Genomic DNA, 18,022 nt, shown 5'->3' on the forward strand with positions numbered 1-18,022 from the left:
GATTCTCCACCTTTCCCTAATGAATAAAGAATAAAGCACATACAGGAGCACCTATCATTGCTACAACGTATACTATGTCACACAGTAATCTCTCCCCCTTACTAGAAGCCCTTTCCCCGGCGAAATGCGCCACCCACATAACTTAATCCCCCTCGTTAGATAATCACTTCTTGAATAAATAAGTAACTGCTTTTATAGCCAGTGTGAAAAAAAAGGTAATTCCCATAGCAACCACCATTAAGGAAATAGCAGTAAAAGCAAGTGTTAATAAGAAGCATATAAAAGCCCCCATTAGTAAACCTCCCCTCGGTAAATAAATGTTGGTTTAACGTCCCCAAGTTGTATTAACATCTTGAAGTTCTCTTCTGAAACATAGACCAATTTGTTAATTTTGCGGTCGTACAAGTAGTAAACCATTTCCCGACTATTATGCAACCTTCGTATCAGCTTAAACCTGTACTTATACCCTTTATTTCCCACTACTTCCTATACCCCCTGTTCTTTCCGTATTGCTACTTATTCCGTCAGCTTCAAGATACTTAACAAATATTCCCTGTGCTATTCTGTCCCCCTTTTTTAGGACTACCGCATTTTCTTCCTTTAGGTTTTTTAATAACGGCATTGCATACCTGTATCCGTGAATGTCCAAAACTGTTGTTTCGCCGACCACTTCAATTGCGGGTCTGTAGTTAAATAGTCCTATACCAATGTTCCCATCATTTTCAGCGTTACCGTAGAAATCACTATCTATTACGCCGGTACCATTAAGTAACATTAGGTTATGTTTAAAGCCTGTAGAACTTCTTGGGACAATAAGCAGTACCTCATCTTTTTGCATATATGCCTTTACGTCAGTTTTAAAGATAGCCTTCTGTTGTGGGTAGATTATCAAGTCCTCGGCAACAAAGAAGTCATAACCGGCGGAGGTTTTAGTCCCCCTTAAAGGTACTTGCGAAATGTCTGTCGGGTATGCCTTCATATCTGCCTTGACTGGCTCAAATCCCCTGTTCCTTTCCCTCTTAAAACATTCGCCACCCCTATTGCAAGCTAAACATAATCCCCCGGGGTTATTATCCTTATACCTGTAAAAACAGTCCTTACATACTTTCCATACTCCCGTGCCTCTAGCTAGTTCCCTTTCCATACATAAGCCCTCCTTTAATTTTGGTTGGTTGTTGCTGTTACCTTACACTTATATGTGTTAACTGCTACGGAGCTGTGACAACTTCGTAGAAAAGCGTCAGCCTAAAAAGTATAGAAAAGTGCAAAAAAATAGAGCGGGTTTTATGTAGCTTATCCCGCTCTTTGTGAGTTTTATCTATTTATCTGATTGGGCATAAACCGCCTTCACACCCTTCATTACCAATATCGAAATCGGCGCCATTTTCAAAGTACTTTAACAATTCACTGTCTATAGGCAACATATCTTTCGCTCTTTTTTCGTATTCTTCCTTTGTTATGGCTTCGTATGGCAGTAGTTGGTAGTAGCTGTCGTCCAATGAAAGGAAACTGATACCCACACAACTATCCCAATTATCATAAACCCACTGTTCCACTTCTGCCCATTCATTTTCCCTAACAGAAACAGTTATACTTGCGTTGTGGTCAACATAGTTTTCCATGAATAGCTTATATGTTTCTAGTTGTTCAATAGCTGACACATTAAATTTAGTTCTGCCTTGCGGTGCTTTTACAGGGAATTCTATTACTAACGTGTTGGCTGTTTCCATTTCCTGTCCCACTTCTGGATAAATAGGGTAGCCTAACAATTTACAAACCTTAACAAGTGCGTCATCTGCGTTTATTCTTATCCTTCTAATGTAATACCCGCTGTGGCTAAAGTGCAGACCGCTTGAAACTGTAGGTAGTAAAGATAGGGTTCCTTCTGGCTTTACTGTGGTGACCAGTTCAGAACGATTAAGCCCCAACCCATCTGATAAAAAGTCCGCTGATTCCCTAGCCTTGCTACGTAACAGCCTTAATATTGACGCTTGCATGTTCTTGTCTAACCCTACAGCGTTAACCATGTCTTGCCACCCTGTTAGTGATACGCCTAGCAGTCTATCACGGTGCAACATCTTGTCCCATTCAGATAGTTCTAATTCAATACAAGTAAGTCTGTATGAGGCTCTAGTAAGTAAAGCGTGGGTACGTTCTAGGTCTGTCACGTCTAATACACCATCTTTTACATGAGCCATTACATTCGTAGTTACAAGATTACATGTCTGTCTATCATCTAGTAAAACTTCGGCGCAAGGGTTGGTTACTTTGAAGTTAGGCTTACGTTTTCGGGCATGTTCACCATTATAGAATCCCGGCTCACCAGAATAACGCATTTGTTCCAACTGCCAGTGCCAAAAGTTCTTACTTGGTTTTTCCCAATGGATAATCGTGTTATTACTGTTCCTTCTGTGTGAGATCTCGTTATTTATCCCCCAATTACCGCTTTTATCCTGTGTGTACAATTGACTTTTTGCTTCTATACATGCCTTATCATCTGCACCTATAAGACCGATTTCCGCTGACCTTCTCACGCCACCTACAACAACATTTTCAGCAATTATAGTGGCAAAATCCAACATATCTAAAGTAGTGACTGCCCTTGAACCCGTATTGTCACGGTTAATTATTTCCGTCATTTTCTTATACATGTTTAGTAGGCTACCGTGTCCAGAAGCTGTTCCACCGAAAGCATGTAGGCGCTCGCCCTTTGGTCTTACGCTGTCATAGTTAAATAGTATTTCGTTGATGTAGCTGTATTCCTTCCTAGTTATTATGTTAAAAAAGAAGCGTAGGGACTGAATCCAACCCTCTTTACTATCCCCAATGCGAATTATAGCCATGTCTTTATAGAATTCCAAACTAGTGCTTTCAAGTCTATTTTCTTTACTTCTAGCAATATACGGCATATGTTCCACATTTCTTAATTTACGCATTTTAGGCAGATACTCAACGTCTTCCTGCATAGCCCTAAACCCTACACCAGTTCCACACATCAAGGCGTAAAATAATTCGGACAGTTTTTCAAAGCTATCCAGTACTACAGCACTACAATTAAAGTTTGCAAGAGCGTGCTTTTCGACTGCTTCTGTTCCGCCTATCCACAGTGTACGACCAGATAAGAAACCCTTTAAGTTAAACACAACATCAAATAGTGCTTCTGCTTCTTCTGTATCTGCCCCACCTTCCACAGTATTACAGTTATATTGTACCGCCCTTGCTACAGTTTCCTTCCAAGTTTCGCGCCTTTTCTCCCCTTCTAACCAACGGGAATAAGTGCGAAGATATGTGAATCTGCCAATATCCGACATAGCTTCTGGGTAATCTGGATACTGTTTTAGGAACTCGTTACTTAACTTTACGTTGTTACTTTTATCCATACTGTTATTCCCCCTTTAGTTTAATCCTGTTATGATTATCTTTTCGCCGGACACTACCCTTTTTATTTTTATCTCGTCCCTTACGTCAGCTAAACAGTCCCATTCGCCGATACTTTCCATATTTTCTACGTTTATCAGTTCATAGTTAACTTGGGCGTTTTCTATTAAAAGATATACACGGTCATTTATATCAATTATCACGTCACCCACATCTAATCTTCCTATTTCTTTATTCTCTATAATATAATCAGTTTTTGCCATTTATTTGTCCTCCCCTATCTTTTTATAGTTACTTCTTATAGTACTTCGGCTACAGTTTTCATCACAAGAACAGCAGGGACAGTACCCAACTACGCTACAAAAATCCTCTTCACAGCAGTACTCACAGTTTTTACATTGATAGTGTGCACACTTTCTATAGTCCATAATACAGCCCCTCCCTTAATCTACTAGCGAGACATGTCCGGCTTTTAACGCACATTCCACAGAACAGTATATCTCGCCAGTATCTTCACTTATATAATAGCTGTAGTAGTCTGTAAGTATCTTTTCACCACAGACAGTACAACGCTTTACTTCTGTATAGTGACTACCGTTTGTACATTGGTCGCATTTGCTGTTGTATTCCGGGTCATTTGACGCGCAAGTCCTGTTTATACACCTCATACTAATTCCCCCTTATAGGTTAAATAACCCCTTATATTGCGTATCTTATTGGCGTCTATTCCGGTAATTTCTGCTACATGTCTGTAAGCCAGTCCCTTTTTTAAGAAGAACGCTCCGACAGTCAATTCCTCTTCTGTTATATGTGGATTTAACAAGCCTGTAACATGGCTGAAACTATTTGCCCTTAACACATTTATCACGTCCATCATTTTATAGTTAAACCTTTCAGCAATTAGTGACTTGCTAACCCCTGTACTTGCTAGTATTTGGATATACATTGCTTCTCTTTCGTTTACTTTGCAGAACTGCTTATTTTGTACCATATTAACCATATATTTAACCCTCCTATATATATTTTCTGACTTGCTTTTTAGGTAGTATGACGCCATTTTCTTTATAGATGATTTCCTGTACAATTCGTGGTTCATTTTCCTTTTTTGGGTACGGGTGAAGCTCTAACCTGTATGGTAAATGCCCTTTAGTTAGGTTAAATACGTAAATGTGCTGTCTTGACTTTATCTTTTTAACGTTATTAAAGTGCTTATACAGTTCTTGCATGGTGTTGACTTCTGGCTTACCTTCCTTGAACCTGTGCCATATCTGTACATTGTGCAAAAGTTGGTCGTCTAGTTGGAAGAAGCTGTCACTTATCTTGTAGCCTAGATAGTCCCAATTAGTAGCTTGGTATATTGTTCCGACATTCCCTTCTTTCCCATCACTGAAGGATAGCAGCCACTTTATTTCTGGTTGGTAGCGCTTTAGCCATTTCACAGCTAGTCCAATCGCTTGACTTTCTGAAAACTTCGGGGCAATATCAGTCATTGCCATTCTGTTTAATTCGTACATTTCATTGTGGGTCGAACCCTTTACTATTTTCTGTGGTGTTGACTTTGGGTTCATTGGATAACCAAAAGATAGAACACCCATTAGCGCTGTTGTATTCTTACTGAACACCCCTAGATGTAGTTTGCTGTTGGACACTACCTTGTGGCTGTAATGGTACTGCTTGACTAGTGTGTTGGCTGTTTTACTGTCTATTTTCTGCATGTAGTAGGTCTTATTTTCTGTAGTCTTCTCCATAACTAGCACCTCACCCCGCTTTAGTTTTTGTTTGCTCAATCTAAATGTGTTAACTGTTATACTGTTGTGACACCTATATTAAAAAGTTCTTCAACGGTATTTATTGGCAGTAGTTCGGCTTGACTTATTTCGTAATTACCTTGTTTACCCCTAACTTTGAACTCTTTGTCTTTGCCCATTTTGCGAACTGTTCCTTCTTTATAAAATTGGGCTTTCTTAAGGAAATCAGCTTTGGCAATGTAACCACAAACAGTCAATACATTAGTGGTCTTGTTATAACTGGAAAACAGTAATAAGTCAGTGTTAAAATGTGCTTGTCCACCGTATAAGTTATGTACAAAATCATCACGCATTGGCACGTGCCTAGTCATAGATTTTAGGTCAATAGTCTGTCCGTTTAAGATGAAGTCAACACCACCGTCAGATTTTCCGTTGTCCACCGGTCTTGCTACCTTTAATAAGTCAGCTACTACAGTTTGGGACAGAATTCCCACTAATTGCATGTCATGTGTACCGTTAAAATCCCCGTTAGGTCTTCTACCAAAATTAGCAGTTTTTAAAAGTTCCTTTACATACAGTATCTGTTCCTCATTTACCCTTATATCCAACATTTTTAACCCCTCCGTTTTTGTGGTATTTACTTACTTGTCTATATGAGTAAATAATTGGGGGTGCTGTGACACTATGTAGGTAAAAAAGAGCAAGAAAAAAGAGCAGTAGTTTATACCGCTCTTTCTAACTTAATCTAGTCTATATACCCATGTTTTAGAAACCACGCAATACCAACCGCTACAGCGTCTGACACATCATCACTGTAGAAGGTATAGTCTTTTTGCATAGGTGTTAAATGCTCCCTTACGCCTACTTCCACGTCCTTTTTATCTGCCCTACCATCACCCGCTACTATTCTTTTTACGGTAGTTGGTGGCAGTTCATCAATAGTAGTAACACCGGTATGTTGATAGACTAAAAGGTCAGACACACCGACAACCCTAAATAGTACTTGTGTTATTCCTGCGAATCTATAAAACCCCTTTTCCCTAACTACAGCGTCAATGTCTGGATAATCTGTGAATATTCTAGCCATTTCCATTGCAATACGGTTTAGTTTTTCCGCATAAGACAATTTGACCTTATCGCCTGTTTTATTGTCTACGTAGCTAGTTTCCCTTATTACGACCTTTCCGTTGGCTATATCTAATACGGCAAAACCCGGCAAGTTCATTGACAAGTCCATAGCTAAAATCCGTTTTATTTGCTTCTTTTTCCCTTTACCTGCCATCTTATTTCTTGTCCCCCTTACCAAAACCGTCAATCACGTAACCATATAAACCAAGCAAAACAAGTACAATAACCGCCTGTAATGGGGTAAAGGATATTCCCGCAAGTATAAACACTAACATAACTACACCTAAATTAAACAGAAAACCCACAATGATTCCTAACAGTAATAACAGCACATCACCCATATCTATTCCCCCGCCTTTCTGCATATATCTTTATAACCACACATCAAACATTTATCTATCTGCATTTGTGGAAGTGCCTTGCTTTCGATTGCCTTAACAACATTAGCCAGTTTGTCCAGTAAGGCTGTTTGGTCTTCCTTTGTAACCTTATGGTAAAACACTTTAAAGTCTGCTCTAGCTTCTGCTCCTTTTGTCCAACCGTCTTTGGCAATAGCTTCATACATTAGCATAAACTCGTCCATACCGAATAGTAGTGAATATGCGGTACACTGCTCTTTGTGGTAAGACATAGGCTCTTTTAGTTTGTAATTACCAACCTGTGCCACGCTGTTACTTTTGGTCTTGTATTCAAAGCCTATTGTTGAACCGTCTTTATACTGTAAAATACCGTCCATCATTCCCAAGATAGCGAATTCAACGCCATTGTGATTAAACAGCTTATGTGACTTTACTGTTTCTTCCCACATAGGTAGACCATCATTGTTAAACTGCACAGTAAAAGCGGGTTTTTCCGGCATTAATGACATAGTTAATAGGTCACGTTGGGTAGCTTCATGTATTGCGGTACTATTTCGTGTCCAACGTCTGTGGTAAGGTTGTCGGTCTTCTACTGGTTTTTCACCTGTTGCCTTATACCATAACTCCCTAGAGCATTTACTAACACCCGAAGGGCTAAAGATATATTTGTGTGGTCTTACACGCCTTCCCTGTTCCATGCCTCTAATTTCGGCTTGCTTCTGTCTTAACAGTATCTTTTCAACGCCTATAACTGCCCATCTATCTTTACTGTGGAAATCGTTAAATTGTTTGGTTAAAGCCTTGCTTAATTCCCTAGCTCTTTTACTATCTGATTCGGTTAATTCTGCTGACAAATCCGTTCTTTTAACTAGTCCCATACCTTTCACGCTCCCTATATAAAAATAAGGTGGGCAAAACGTTAACCCACCAGTTAGTCTTACTTATATCCTTACATTATTATTAGGTCGTCCCCACCGTCTGTAGCTTGTCCGCCTTGTGCTGGCGTAGGTTCAGACCTTCTATACGTTGGGAAATAGTCTTGCATAGGGAATCCCGCGTCATCTAGTACCTCCAACATAATCTGCTCTGGTCTTGGCTGTAAAACACTTTCAAAGAAACTATCAGAAACCTCAACGCCATCAAACTTACTAAACTTTTCCTTATCTTCACCCTTTAACTTAAGAATCGGGTTTAACGTGTAGCTAGTTTCGGTCTTATTTCCTGTTCTTTTGAAGTTGAAAGCTGTTTCGCCTATATCGTCCGCATAGTCCTTTATCTGTGCTATAAGTGACTTTGCTTGTGATTTACTGCAATCCCACACCCTAATCTCGCCAGTTTCAAGGTCGCCCAATGCAAAAAGATAGCGTTTTTTCACATAAAGTCCGTCAAACCCTTCAACACCAGACTTGGACGCAACACATAGTGGACATTCTTTATCTAGTGGCTCAATGCATGGCTGTGTATAAACTTTGTTACCGAAATCACTGTGAGCCTTATATTCAACGTAATCGGTAAGACCCAATACCCTTACTTTTATTGCTTGGTTTTCCTTTAGTCTGATGAATACTTTCTTTAAATCCACTTTACCCTCAAAATTGATCTCGTTACCTTTAGCGTTAATTAATCCCATATAATTATTCCTCCTTAAGTTAGTTATTTGGTTAGTTATTGTAATCTATTAAATTTAAATCATCAGCTATTATGAAAGTTGAGATTATGTTGGCTACCGCGTTTAGTGTACTATTATTGTACATATCACCAAATAAGTCAGTTAAAATATCTTCCACATCTTTATGTCCTGTAATTTCTGTAGTTAAGTGACCCATGTTTAGCAGGGCTTTAACTGCGGGTAGTGCGTCCTCTAAAGTTAAGGTTGTCGTATCACTGTTCACATAATCTGTCTCAACTATCTTGTTAATAAAGTCCAATATGTCCGTAATACCGTTAATCGTTATATCCAAAGCTAGGTTTTCATTAATCCCCATTTGTAACTCCTCCTTGTTTTTAGTTTTTACTAATTTCCCTTACATATATATGAGTAAGAAATTTACGGATTGTGACACAGTTTTTATAAGTCATATCCTTTATCAAGTAAAAATTCTGCAAATCTTTCTCTGGTTCTTTGTACAATCTTTCTTTCTCTAGCTTCAAATTTGCCGAAATATTCAGAGAATTCAGAATTTTTTTCTGCTTGTCCTTCACAGTTAAGTAATATTTCAACAACTTGTCCATATTTATCAGTTTGTACGAATTCTTTAATGTGTGAATCAAGTGTGTTTTGGTGTAGCCCTTGGTCTATTTCTGCTCCTTCGTCCACCACATCAAAGTTTGTAGTTTCTATTAGTAGGTTTACGCTACTAGCCTTGCAATTACCGCTGTTCTTCTGTGCAAAATCCTTTCTAAACTGGTTGGAAATTCTGCCTCCTACTAGGTACTTATACCTTGCCACAAAGTCCCCTTTAGTGCTGTCATATCCTTCTAACGCGTCATTTATCCCCTCATATAAGGCAATAGATAAGTAGTCGTTAAAGTCCACGTTGTAACCGTATAACCCCTTTGTGTTGAACGCATACTGTACCCTATTTACTGCTACTTGGTGCATTTCTTCTACTAGTTGCCTGTACGTTTCCGCATAGTCCTTATCTGTTAATCCCCCATTTGCTAAACTTGAAGCTAATTCGTTCACCTTATTAATCATTTTTGCCATTTTACATTCCTCCATTAGTTTTTTATTTTATTTAGGTGCTCCGTTCTCCGGTATACCCTAATTCGTTAATTTGTTTATGCTCCGAGTATAATTTATATTTAAGGGTATGTAAACGATAACATTATGGTAACTTAAGGCTCGCCTACCTGTCTTGGTAATGAGTCTTACGCTATAAAAAGCTTGGCGTAATTGGTATAGATTTCACAGAATATTCTTGCAATTGTTCCGGGGACAGCTCGTTAATATCCTTCTTATCTTCCGGGAACTGGAAACGCATTACTTGACTAAACGGTAAAAGGGCTTGATGAATGGTGCTGGCGAATCTTCTTCCAACTTGGTCATTATCTGTAGCAACTATAAATGTTTCCACGCCCAATGCGATTAACTGCCTGTGCTGTTCTTTAGTTAAGTTACTTCCCCCTGTAGCTACTGCGGGAATTCCATGTGTCCACAAGTAAAGAGCGTCTATTTCCGACTCACAGATATATACACATTTAGCACCCTTTAGCTTGCATTGGTAAAGACCGTATACGTAGTCCTTTACCGGTTGCCCCTGCTTCTGGTAAAAGAAGGATTTACGTTCTATACTTCTATACTTTACATTCACAATCTGCCCCCTGCTGTTATACCACGGCATAGCTATTGCTTTATTCACAGGGTCATATCCAATACCAAATAACTCCTGAACTTCGTCAGAAATTCCACGTCCTATTAAGTATCCGCACTTATCTGTATATAAATGTGATAGTTGCTGTTTCGTAAATACTGTAGGTGCTTCTTTTTCACCGTGTAAGTCTAGGTGTAGTTGTAGGGCTTCTGTATCAGCTAAAATAAGGGCGTATTTCTCTACCAAATAGCTTTCTGTATCTTCGTACCCTTCCTGTCTTAAAAAGGCTAATAGGATTACTAGGTTGCCTTTTAAGTATGTAGGGTCAACTGCCCCACTATCTTTAAAAGTCCCATTTTCTAAATTAACAGCAAAGGAGGGACGGCGCTCTTCACGAAAAGGAGAACAGGCTATAAACTTATTCCCCTTTACTTCTGCATGTGTCCAATTAAACTGCTCTAATTCTTCCATTACATCTATATCTAAAAAGTGGTTATTTACGGTTAATTCAGCCATGCTGTTTCCTCCTTAAAAGTAATCAACGGTTGTAGTTTCTGTAATATAGCCCGCATTAAAGTCCGTATGAAGCTCTAGTTGACTGCCTACATAAGGTGTTCTACTTTTAACTAACTTAAGACCGCCAACACCGTCTACAGCGTCAAAAGTCAGTATCACACTTGGGTCTTGAATCAAGGCTACAGTTTCTGAATACTGGTGAAGTTCTGGACATTTAACCATTCTTTGCCCTTCATCATCTGCCACTTTATTCTCTTTTTCAGCACTGGTTGGTGTCTGTGCCACTACTAGTCCCACTACCTTATGCCTAGCGAATAACTGTCTTAATTTTCTTGAAGTGTTTCCCATGCTATCGCGGTTTGACTGTCCTTTAGCTGTTCCGTGGGAAATAAGGTTAAACCCATCTATAACAACAAATTTTACTGTAGGATTTCGTAGTAAGTCCCCTTCTATAACAGACAAATCTAGTCCCTTCGGCAGTTCTCCCATAGTCTTAACTAATAGGGGGGTTTCGTTTGTAGTGCTGTTAAATCCATCCAAGTACTGTAGATAACGGGCTTCATTGTTCCCCGAAAGGCTTCCACTTTTTAGTTCCTTATTAGTGAAGTGTCCGTTTAACGTGTCGAATCGGTCTTGTTGCTGTTTAAGGGTTAATTCTGGTGAATAGTACAGAACACCATTTCCATTCTTCCATGCTGTTAGACCAAACTGTGAAGCTATCCAAGACTTACCTCTGTTAGTGTAGGCGTGTAACAGAATATAGTCCCCAAGTTCAGCTCCACCACCTAACCAGTTATTCAAGGTACTAAAGGGTGTTGGAATAAATATGCTGTCTTTATTTTCTTTATAATTTAGGTACTGGCTGGCTCTTTCTTGTCCATTGGTTGCGTAATTTACTGCGTTAGCTTCAACGGTGCTAAAGGCTTCTTTTAGGGTATTAGCCTGTTCAGACAGCCATTCTACGAAATCCCTTCCCTTTAGTTTGCTGAATTGCACACCCGCTTGCTGTTGGAGCAGTTCGTAGGCTTTTCTTTTCGCTGTTGCGTTCTTAACTTCTGATATAAGATAGTCCAATTTGTCCGGCACACTAGGAACATAATTAAAAGTAGTACATTCCCTTGCCACTGTTTCTGCTTCTGGGGTTTCACCATAAGTCTGTATATATTCCTTGATAAATAGGTAAGCTTCCTGTTGTGAATAGAAGTCTGACGGGCTTAAACTACCTCCGCGTATGCTTTGTATGTCTTCGGTGTCTATGATTTTGCTTAACAATCTATCTTCCATATCTGACGCTCCTTTCCCCTTTAACTAAATAACCCGGATTCGCGGTAGTCATTTCCCTTGAACACTATAGGTTTTCCGGCAAGTCCTTTTATTCTGGACACTATTCTTTCACCTAGAAATTCGACCATTTCGTTATACATCACATTTGCTGTAAATATAGTGGTTAAGCGGTTTATGACGCGGTGGTCAATTATTTCGTACAATTCATTTTGAAAGCCCTCTGTAAGTCCACGCATTGCCACATCATCTATTACTAGCAATTCAGTCTTGGTTAGCACGTCTTTATATGCATAATAACGGTCGGAGTTGGTTATCTGTTGGTCTTGGCTGCCTCGAAATTGGCTGTTATATAAGTTTTGAAATTCTGCCATTCTAGCGAAAAATACAGGGTTCGTAGTCACCTTATAGTCACTAGTCAAATGCTGTTTAACCCGTGCCACCAAGTACTCGTTTAGTATGGTTATGGCGGTGGTAGTCTTGCCTGTCCCTGTGTCCCCAACAAAGAAAATTCCCCTTCCGGATTCCTGTACCTTCTGCAATACATTTCCGATATACAACACTACCGCCTTATATATTTGAGGGTTACTGTCCTTTATTGGTAAGTTATCCACTAGACAATCCCTGTAAGCTACTGGCACATTCGATAAACCCCAAAACCCACCCTTACCGTTTAACCCATGCATAAGTGTGTAAGGATAACAGTATTGGTCACATTTCCCACTTTTAAACCTTTTACAATCACGTTTAAATTTACAGTCTTGTCTGACGCTAATTGCTTCTCCCATTGGCTAACGCCCCCTTCCAATCCTTCTTACTTATATGGGTAAACAAAAAAGTAATTGTGACAGCTTCGTAGACAAAAGGGCAAAAAAAAATAAAGAGCGGTTATTTTCCGCTCCTATAAGGTAAAGTCTTCCGGTAAAGTAAAGTCCTCAAACTTCCTTCTTCTAGCTGTTAACGCTTCTTCTTTGGTTGCTAATTCGATAGCTTGTTTGTAAATCCATGAACACATAGCCCCGATAGTAGGTGTTGGGTACTGTGGTGAAGCCCACCTTTTACGGTATTGTTGTACGCTTACCGTGATTATATTGCGTAGCTGTTCTTCTGTACAAATCGTAAATAACCTTTTCACCATGCGGGTGTCCCTAGCCCAATTTATCTTGTAGTCAACACCGAATTCCTTTTTATATTCTTCTGCAAACAACAGCAAGGCGTCTTTAGGGGTTAGTGTTGGTTCGGCAGGTATAAAGGCAGTGCAAGTATATAGGCTTTGTTGTCCACCGTTAATGTGGGTTTTAGTACGGTATATGATGGGGCGTCCGTTAACTTCCATTTCTAACAATTCATTTACAAATAATGACGTTCTACTTTCCGAATATCCTATGTGTTTTCCAAGTGTAGCTAAAGAAATAATAGACTGCCCTTCGGCGTTCATGCTGTTTAGTATCAGCGTTAAAAGCTGTGAATGGATTGGCTTAAGCTTTGCAAATACCTCACGGTGAATTATAAAGTGACCCTCCTTGTACTGGATATTGCTGTATTTTTCTGGATTAGCGTTTATATTCTTTTTTGCGCTCATTGGCTATCGCTCCTTTATTAATTAGATTGGTTGTACTGTTTAAAATCCTGTAACATAATGGTTGACGTTTCCAAGAAATCCTTAACCTTGTTATCCATAAAGGCGTTCATTTCTTGCTGAATTTTTCTTTCATTATCTAATTGAACCTTACGAATTTCTGATAAAAACTGTTTAGTAACCTGCACAACATCACGAACACTTTCATTTTCCTGCCAGTTTATATCACTTTCCTTGTAACCGTCTATTATCGTTAGCATACAATTGACCCGGTTACTGGCTAATTCTGTGTATCCGTCTTCCCCGCATATGTCATTATACTTGTAGTAAATAGAAGCTAAACTATCTTTAAAGTACTGCTGACTATACTGGCACTCCCCACGTACATTATCTAGTTTTATTAGTAGTTCTAGAACCCGCTCTTTCTGTAATTCTTTTTGTTTCTTTTGTTTCCGCTGTAGTCGCTTTTGCCTTCCTTTAGCTGTAAATATTTCGTCAAGGTCAAACAAATCATACACAAAACTGACCACCATAAACAGAAAAAAGAAACTACCACAAACTATAAATAACTTGGCTAACATATGTGACCCCTCCCGCTTAATTGTATTTCTTTTCTAACATCTTTCTTATTTCTTTGAAGCTATAACCAAACTCTATAAAAACAGCTACTTCCTTCTCAACTTTCTTTAACTGTTCTAACTGCTCTTTCTGTAAGTGGTTTCGCAGATTATCCCTTTTTATAAGTCCTAATTCTACTTTCATATGTGTAGTAGTCTTGCCAAACAGCACCTTATAGACCATATCAGTATAATTTGCGTACAGATACTTATTTTTGGCAGTATCTAAATGTTCTTGTATAGCGTCTGTCATGTCATTTCTAATATCAATACCCTCACGTCTTGCAATTCTAATTGCTGATAATTCCGCCCTCATTCTATTAAATTCGTAGATAAATATTGACTTAATTTCCATAGCTTTTTGTGTAGTGTATGACATTGTTACTAACATAAAAGCTTCAAAGTTTAGTTCATACATTGGGAGTTTCTTGCCCTGCTTGCTAACATAATAGGAGGGTACAAATTTGTACTGTCCTCGTAACTCACTGTTTTCAATGCTTTCAACCTTTTCTATTAGATTCTTAACATCTCTTAAGACTGTCTTATGCTCTTTATTAAACTCTTCTGTTATAATCTTTGTATTACATATAATGTCAGTTTTCATGAAGTCCTTGTCGCTGAAATATACTAATGTACTCTTTTCTTTATTTACGCTCATTTTTATTTTCCCCCTAGTATTTTTGTGTTACGCTCTATATTTGTAAATAACTTTTAACTTGTGACAAATGGTTTTTGCCCCTTCTTAAATAAGTAACTGTAGGGTGTATATAAAAATGAGTTATTCTTCTTGTCCTTCGGCTTCTTTGTACTGCCAACAGTAGCCACCTGCTGACTTTTGTTTTCCCCTGCACACCTTGACTATATTACCATTGTATATTCCTGTCTGCCTTTCTGCGTCCATCATGCTTGGAAATTCTGCTATTACTGCCCCTGTCTTTTTGTCTAGCTGTAGGACGGGTTTACATAGTTTCTGCTTTGTAGCTTCGCTGTGGGACTTACCATAAAAGGGGTGCTTTTCGCCAGTCCTCCCATAACTAGGGCACTTATCACCAGTCCTACCATACATAGGGTTCTTTTCCCCTTTCTGTGCTTCTGAAATCTTCTGCTTTGTAGCTTCACAAACTTCCATTCCTGTATCTCCTCCACTGGTGCTGTTATACCCATTTGTAAAACTACCATAACGGTAGATATAGAAGCACTCCTTGTAATTCAGTAGTAACAATGGAATCTGGTCTTCTAATATCTGCCATGTAAAGCCTTCCCAACCATATTTGCGAATTGCACGATAGAACTTATAGTCAAGTTTCTGTACGGTAGCGTCATATCGATGTTTCTTTTGCCTTTCGTGAAACCCCTTTCTAGTTTGTCCAACGTAACACTTCCCATTTACTTTGTTTACAGCCATATAGATAAGTCCAGTTTCTAGTTCTAGTTCTTCCCTTTTGCTCTGTTCTTCTGCCTCTTGTACCCCTTGAATATCACCGCTCGCCAAATTTGCGCTGTGGACATCTGTACCTTTTCCCATCTCTGTTCCCCCTTTAGTTTTGCGTATATACAGAAATGAGTTAAACAGCTATGCAGTTGTGACGTTATATTTTTGTGGATTATTTTGTTAGTTACAAGAGATAGGGCGTAAGCCAGTGGGCGGTCTTTTCACGCACACTATGTATTTGGTCTTTTAACGGTATAACTGCATATATAAATAGAGCAAAAGATGGTTAGGGGTAAAATTACAGAAGAAGTTGAAAGCCTTTATAACAATTACTTATAACGGTGTAAATAGGTGAGCCACAGAAATAAAGAATTCACGTAAAACTACACTTTGAGTGGTCTGGCGAAAGATGGTTTTACAAGATGGTTTTTAACGCTACAAGTACTGATATAACAGCAAATAGGCGAGCATTTTCTGTTAAACAGTGAAACAGAGTGTAACTAACTCTCTATATCTCTTATTCTTCTCTCTCTTTTCTCTCTTTAAATACTGTAATAACGTAACCTTTACTGTATACCCCTCGCTACTGCTGTATAACCGTTATCCCACAGTACTTTACGCATATTCTGCAATAGGTGTTCGGGTACCCATTTACCCGCAATTTCACCAATTACCGGTTTAATAGAGATAGCACTACCAAGCCTTTGACCATCTTCTATGAACAAACTGTTAACAGGCATACCCCTCCATGTTATACCCTTTTTAGGTGTTTATATCTGGTGTGTAAATATGCAATGAGTGTCCAACCCCCTTTAGCTATTTTAGCCCACTTATTAGCCCCGTATAGACGTTTTTTCTGTTCACTAGACCCATAGGACTTTTATTCAGTTTTAAGGGTGTGTATGGGCGTTATAAAAAGAAATAAGTTTTCGGGCTGACCCTTGTCACAGCTCCCTAGCAGTTAACACATATACAGCGAAGGGCAGTAAAACAGCCGAAGGGCAAATACAGGATAAAGGAGCGTTAGACATGGTAGAGAAAAGGGTTAGCACAACAAAGGTGGACACTATATATTTATGGCAATTACTGTATAGTGGGCATGGCAGTAAAGACTGTTATACTGTTAGTGCAAGGGAACTGTATAATACGTTAGGGTATACAAACCCAATCTATTTTTATAACTGGATAAATAACGCAATTCGTGGGTACGTATGGCGTAAAGATATAGAATACAAGGAAGTGGAACGCGATTACCTTTTAACTTTTGAAAGTGCGTTGACCTTGGCGTTGGTAGATAGAAGGGCAGAAGTTAAGGCGGTGGCAAATTATGCCTATGACCAACTCTGTAAGTAAGTGGGCAAAAGGATATAAAGAGCAGAAAAAAAGAGCGACTTTGGCGGGTTCGCTCTTTTAGGTGTGTAGCCTATATGTAAAAAGATAAATGGTATGTTTGGTGTGCTTTATATGTACCTTTTTTGTACCTACAGCGACTGCATTTGCTACAGGTGCTGCATCTCCGCTACTTACAACTGGAATAGTATAACTTAAATTAGCATCTAGAGGATACCCATTTGCTTCTGATAAAACAAAAGGAGCTGCTTGAAGATTGCTAAAATTACTGTTAACTAAATCTGTAAATACGTTAACGGTTGCTCCTATGGAGCCAAATAATGTAACTTTTTTATTGAATATGCTGCTTGCTGGTACAGTTGAAATAACAGTTCCAACACTATTCCTAAACTGTAATGTATACAAAAACGTAAATTTAAGTTCAATATCGTAATATCCCCTTCTAAAAGGATTTTCCGATTTATTTACCAGTAATATACTTCCTATTGAAAAACTATTTGCAACTATAACTACTGCTGCTGCATCACTTGGTGGATTAATTGGCTGGCCAGTTACACTGTCATATGCTAATTTTTCTATACAATCTTGCTGCCTGCATTGATCATAAACTTTATTAGCTATAATACATTCTTGCTTAGCCTTTCCACTAGTATCACTAATAGCCATTGTAATACCTCCCTGTATTCAATTACAAACATGCTCACAACATGACAAATATTTATATTACATTATCTATAATATGAAGATAGCAAAAAATTGTGATTACTTTTTACCTATATTCTTTTAAATATTTTTTCTCAAGATTAAATATCTTTTCTGAATTTAGGTCTTTTATTTTTTTTATAGGCGACCCTACATAAAGTGAAAATGGTTCTGTTATGGCATTACACTTTATTAAACTATTTGCACCTATATATGTGCCCTCACTTAAAGTAGCTCCTGGTAATATTACAGTATTTGCACCTACTGTGGAAAATTTTTTTAAGATAATTGGTGCTGAGTATACATTTTTAAATTCATCTGGTACTGTTGGATTAGTAAGATATGAATTGGCATAATCATCTGTACTTGTAATTATCTTGGTTCCCGTTGCTAGTGATGTAAAATCCTCCATTATAAAATTTTCATTTCCTGTTATACTTACAAAACTAGCTATATGAACATTGTTTCCTATTTTTATACTCTTTTTAGAATTTATAAAAACAAAATCATCTATTATAACATTATTTCCTATTTCAACATTTTCGGGAAAAGTTATTTTAGTCTTTCCATATATAATTACATTTTTACCTATACTTTTAAAATTCATAATTTAGCCTC

24 protein-coding genes are annotated in these 18,022 nt (G+C 38.4%); all 24 read right to left on the reverse strand.

All coding sequences use genetic code 11. From position 1 onward, the window contains the following. Nucleotides 1-16 precede the first annotated feature (16 nt). Nucleotides 17-139 carry a hypothetical protein gene (locus tag CLFE_RS24290; RefSeq protein WP_284738940.1) on the reverse strand — a complete coding sequence of 41 codons (123 nt, stop codon included), beginning with the start codon at nucleotides 137-139 and terminating at the stop codon, nucleotides 17-19. Between the two features lie 24 nt (nucleotides 140-163). Beyond that, nucleotides 164-292: a hypothetical protein gene (locus CLFE_RS24295; protein WP_284738941.1), complete on the reverse strand. Its 129-nt coding sequence runs from the start codon at nucleotides 290-292 to the stop codon at nucleotides 164-166. Between the two features lie 177 nt (nucleotides 293-469). Then, on the reverse strand, nucleotides 470-1,144 hold the full coding sequence (locus CLFE_RS14680) for a dCTP deaminase/dUTPase family protein (RefSeq protein WP_242951576.1): 675 nt from the start codon (nucleotides 1,142-1,144) through the stop codon (nucleotides 470-472). Between the two features lie 178 nt (nucleotides 1,145-1,322). Continuing rightward, complete coding sequence (nrdJ, locus tag CLFE_RS14685; protein ID WP_077892845.1) at nucleotides 1,323-3,380, reverse strand: ribonucleoside-triphosphate reductase, adenosylcobalamin-dependent; 2,058 nt, start codon at nucleotides 3,378-3,380, stop codon at nucleotides 1,323-1,325. Between the two features lie 15 nt (nucleotides 3,381-3,395). Beyond that, entirely contained in the window at nucleotides 3,396-3,641 is a 246-nt protein-coding gene (locus CLFE_RS14690; protein ID WP_077892844.1) for a hypothetical protein, read from the reverse strand. Then, on the reverse strand, nucleotides 3,642-3,806 hold the full coding sequence (locus tag CLFE_RS14695) for a hypothetical protein (protein WP_169850899.1): 165 nt from the start codon (nucleotides 3,804-3,806) through the stop codon (nucleotides 3,642-3,644). A 236-nt stretch (nucleotides 3,807-4,042) separates the two neighbouring features. Then, nucleotides 4,043-4,378, reverse strand: coding sequence for a hypothetical protein (locus tag CLFE_RS14700; protein WP_077892842.1), 336 nt, complete (start codon nucleotides 4,376-4,378; stop codon nucleotides 4,043-4,045). Between the two features lie 13 nt (nucleotides 4,379-4,391). Then, nucleotides 4,392-5,126 (reverse strand): Mom family adenine methylcarbamoylation protein, encoded by a 735-nt coding sequence (locus CLFE_RS14705; protein WP_077892841.1) that lies wholly within the window; start codon nucleotides 5,124-5,126, stop codon nucleotides 4,392-4,394. Between the two features lie 56 nt (nucleotides 5,127-5,182). Continuing rightward, a complete protein-coding gene (locus CLFE_RS14710; RefSeq protein ID WP_077892840.1) occupies nucleotides 5,183-5,737 on the reverse strand; it encodes a hypothetical protein in 555 nt (184 codons plus the stop codon). A 134-nt stretch (nucleotides 5,738-5,871) separates the two neighbouring features. After that, the gene (locus CLFE_RS14715; RefSeq protein WP_077892839.1) at nucleotides 5,872-6,408 is read right to left on the reverse strand and encodes a crossover junction endodeoxyribonuclease RuvC; all 537 of its coding nucleotides are present in this window, start codon (nucleotides 6,406-6,408) and stop codon (nucleotides 5,872-5,874) included. Nucleotide 6,409: 1 nt separating this feature from the next. After that, nucleotides 6,410-6,595, reverse strand: a complete 186-nt coding sequence (locus CLFE_RS14720) for a hypothetical protein (protein ID WP_077892838.1) — start codon at nucleotides 6,593-6,595, stop codon at nucleotides 6,410-6,412. Between the two features lie 2 nt (nucleotides 6,596-6,597). Then, nucleotides 6,598-7,089, reverse strand: coding sequence for a PD-(D/E)XK nuclease family protein (locus CLFE_RS14725; protein WP_250944639.1), 492 nt, complete (start codon nucleotides 7,087-7,089; stop codon nucleotides 6,598-6,600). Between the two features lie 473 nt (nucleotides 7,090-7,562). Next, nucleotides 7,563-8,243 (reverse strand): hypothetical protein, encoded by a 681-nt coding sequence (locus CLFE_RS14730; RefSeq protein ID WP_077892836.1) that lies wholly within the window; start codon nucleotides 8,241-8,243, stop codon nucleotides 7,563-7,565. 31 nt (nucleotides 8,244-8,274) lie between these two features. Then, the gene (locus CLFE_RS14735; RefSeq protein WP_077892835.1) at nucleotides 8,275-8,598 is read right to left on the reverse strand and encodes a hypothetical protein; all 324 of its coding nucleotides are present in this window, start codon (nucleotides 8,596-8,598) and stop codon (nucleotides 8,275-8,277) included. Nucleotides 8,599-8,681: 83 nt separating this feature from the next. Then, nucleotides 8,682-9,320 (reverse strand): hypothetical protein, encoded by a 639-nt coding sequence (locus tag CLFE_RS14740; RefSeq protein ID WP_077892834.1) that lies wholly within the window; start codon nucleotides 9,318-9,320, stop codon nucleotides 8,682-8,684. A 169-nt stretch (nucleotides 9,321-9,489) separates the two neighbouring features. Next, nucleotides 9,490-10,443, reverse strand: coding sequence for a toprim domain-containing protein (locus tag CLFE_RS14745; RefSeq protein ID WP_077892833.1), 954 nt, complete (start codon nucleotides 10,441-10,443; stop codon nucleotides 9,490-9,492). Between the two features lie 12 nt (nucleotides 10,444-10,455). Beyond that, nucleotides 10,456-11,727, reverse strand: a complete 1,272-nt coding sequence (locus tag CLFE_RS14750) for a DnaB-like helicase C-terminal domain-containing protein (RefSeq protein ID WP_077892832.1) — start codon at nucleotides 11,725-11,727, stop codon at nucleotides 10,456-10,458. A 20-nt stretch (nucleotides 11,728-11,747) separates the two neighbouring features. Beyond that, nucleotides 11,748-12,512: a P-loop NTPase family protein gene (locus CLFE_RS14755; RefSeq protein WP_077892831.1), complete on the reverse strand. Its 765-nt coding sequence runs from the start codon at nucleotides 12,510-12,512 to the stop codon at nucleotides 11,748-11,750. Between the two features lie 113 nt (nucleotides 12,513-12,625). After that, nucleotides 12,626-13,306, reverse strand: coding sequence for a hypothetical protein (locus CLFE_RS14760; RefSeq protein WP_077892830.1), 681 nt, complete (start codon nucleotides 13,304-13,306; stop codon nucleotides 12,626-12,628). Nucleotides 13,307-13,323: 17 nt separating this feature from the next. Then, nucleotides 13,324-13,884 carry a hypothetical protein gene (locus tag CLFE_RS14765; RefSeq protein WP_077892829.1) on the reverse strand — a complete coding sequence of 187 codons (561 nt, stop codon included), beginning with the start codon at nucleotides 13,882-13,884 and terminating at the stop codon, nucleotides 13,324-13,326. A gap of 16 nt (nucleotides 13,885-13,900) precedes the next feature. Further along, nucleotides 13,901-14,578: a Rha family transcriptional regulator gene (locus CLFE_RS14770; protein ID WP_077892828.1), complete on the reverse strand. Its 678-nt coding sequence runs from the start codon at nucleotides 14,576-14,578 to the stop codon at nucleotides 13,901-13,903. 120 nt (nucleotides 14,579-14,698) lie between these two features. Beyond that, entirely contained in the window at nucleotides 14,699-15,445 is a 747-nt protein-coding gene (locus CLFE_RS14775; protein WP_077892827.1) for an NUMOD3 domain-containing DNA-binding protein, read from the reverse strand. Nucleotides 15,446-16,762: 1,317 nt separating this feature from the next. After that, entirely contained in the window at nucleotides 16,763-17,368 is a 606-nt protein-coding gene (locus CLFE_RS14780) for a hypothetical protein (protein ID WP_242951575.1), read from the reverse strand. Nucleotides 17,369-17,471: 103 nt separating this feature from the next. Continuing rightward, nucleotides 17,472-18,011, reverse strand: coding sequence for an acyltransferase (locus tag CLFE_RS14785; protein ID WP_077833903.1), 540 nt, complete (start codon nucleotides 18,009-18,011; stop codon nucleotides 17,472-17,474). Nucleotides 18,012-18,022: the final 11 nt, after the last annotated feature.

Source organism: Clostridium felsineum DSM 794 (genome assembly GCF_002006355.2).
GTDB lineage: Bacteria > Bacillota > Clostridia > Clostridiales > Clostridiaceae > Clostridium_S > Clostridium_S felsineum.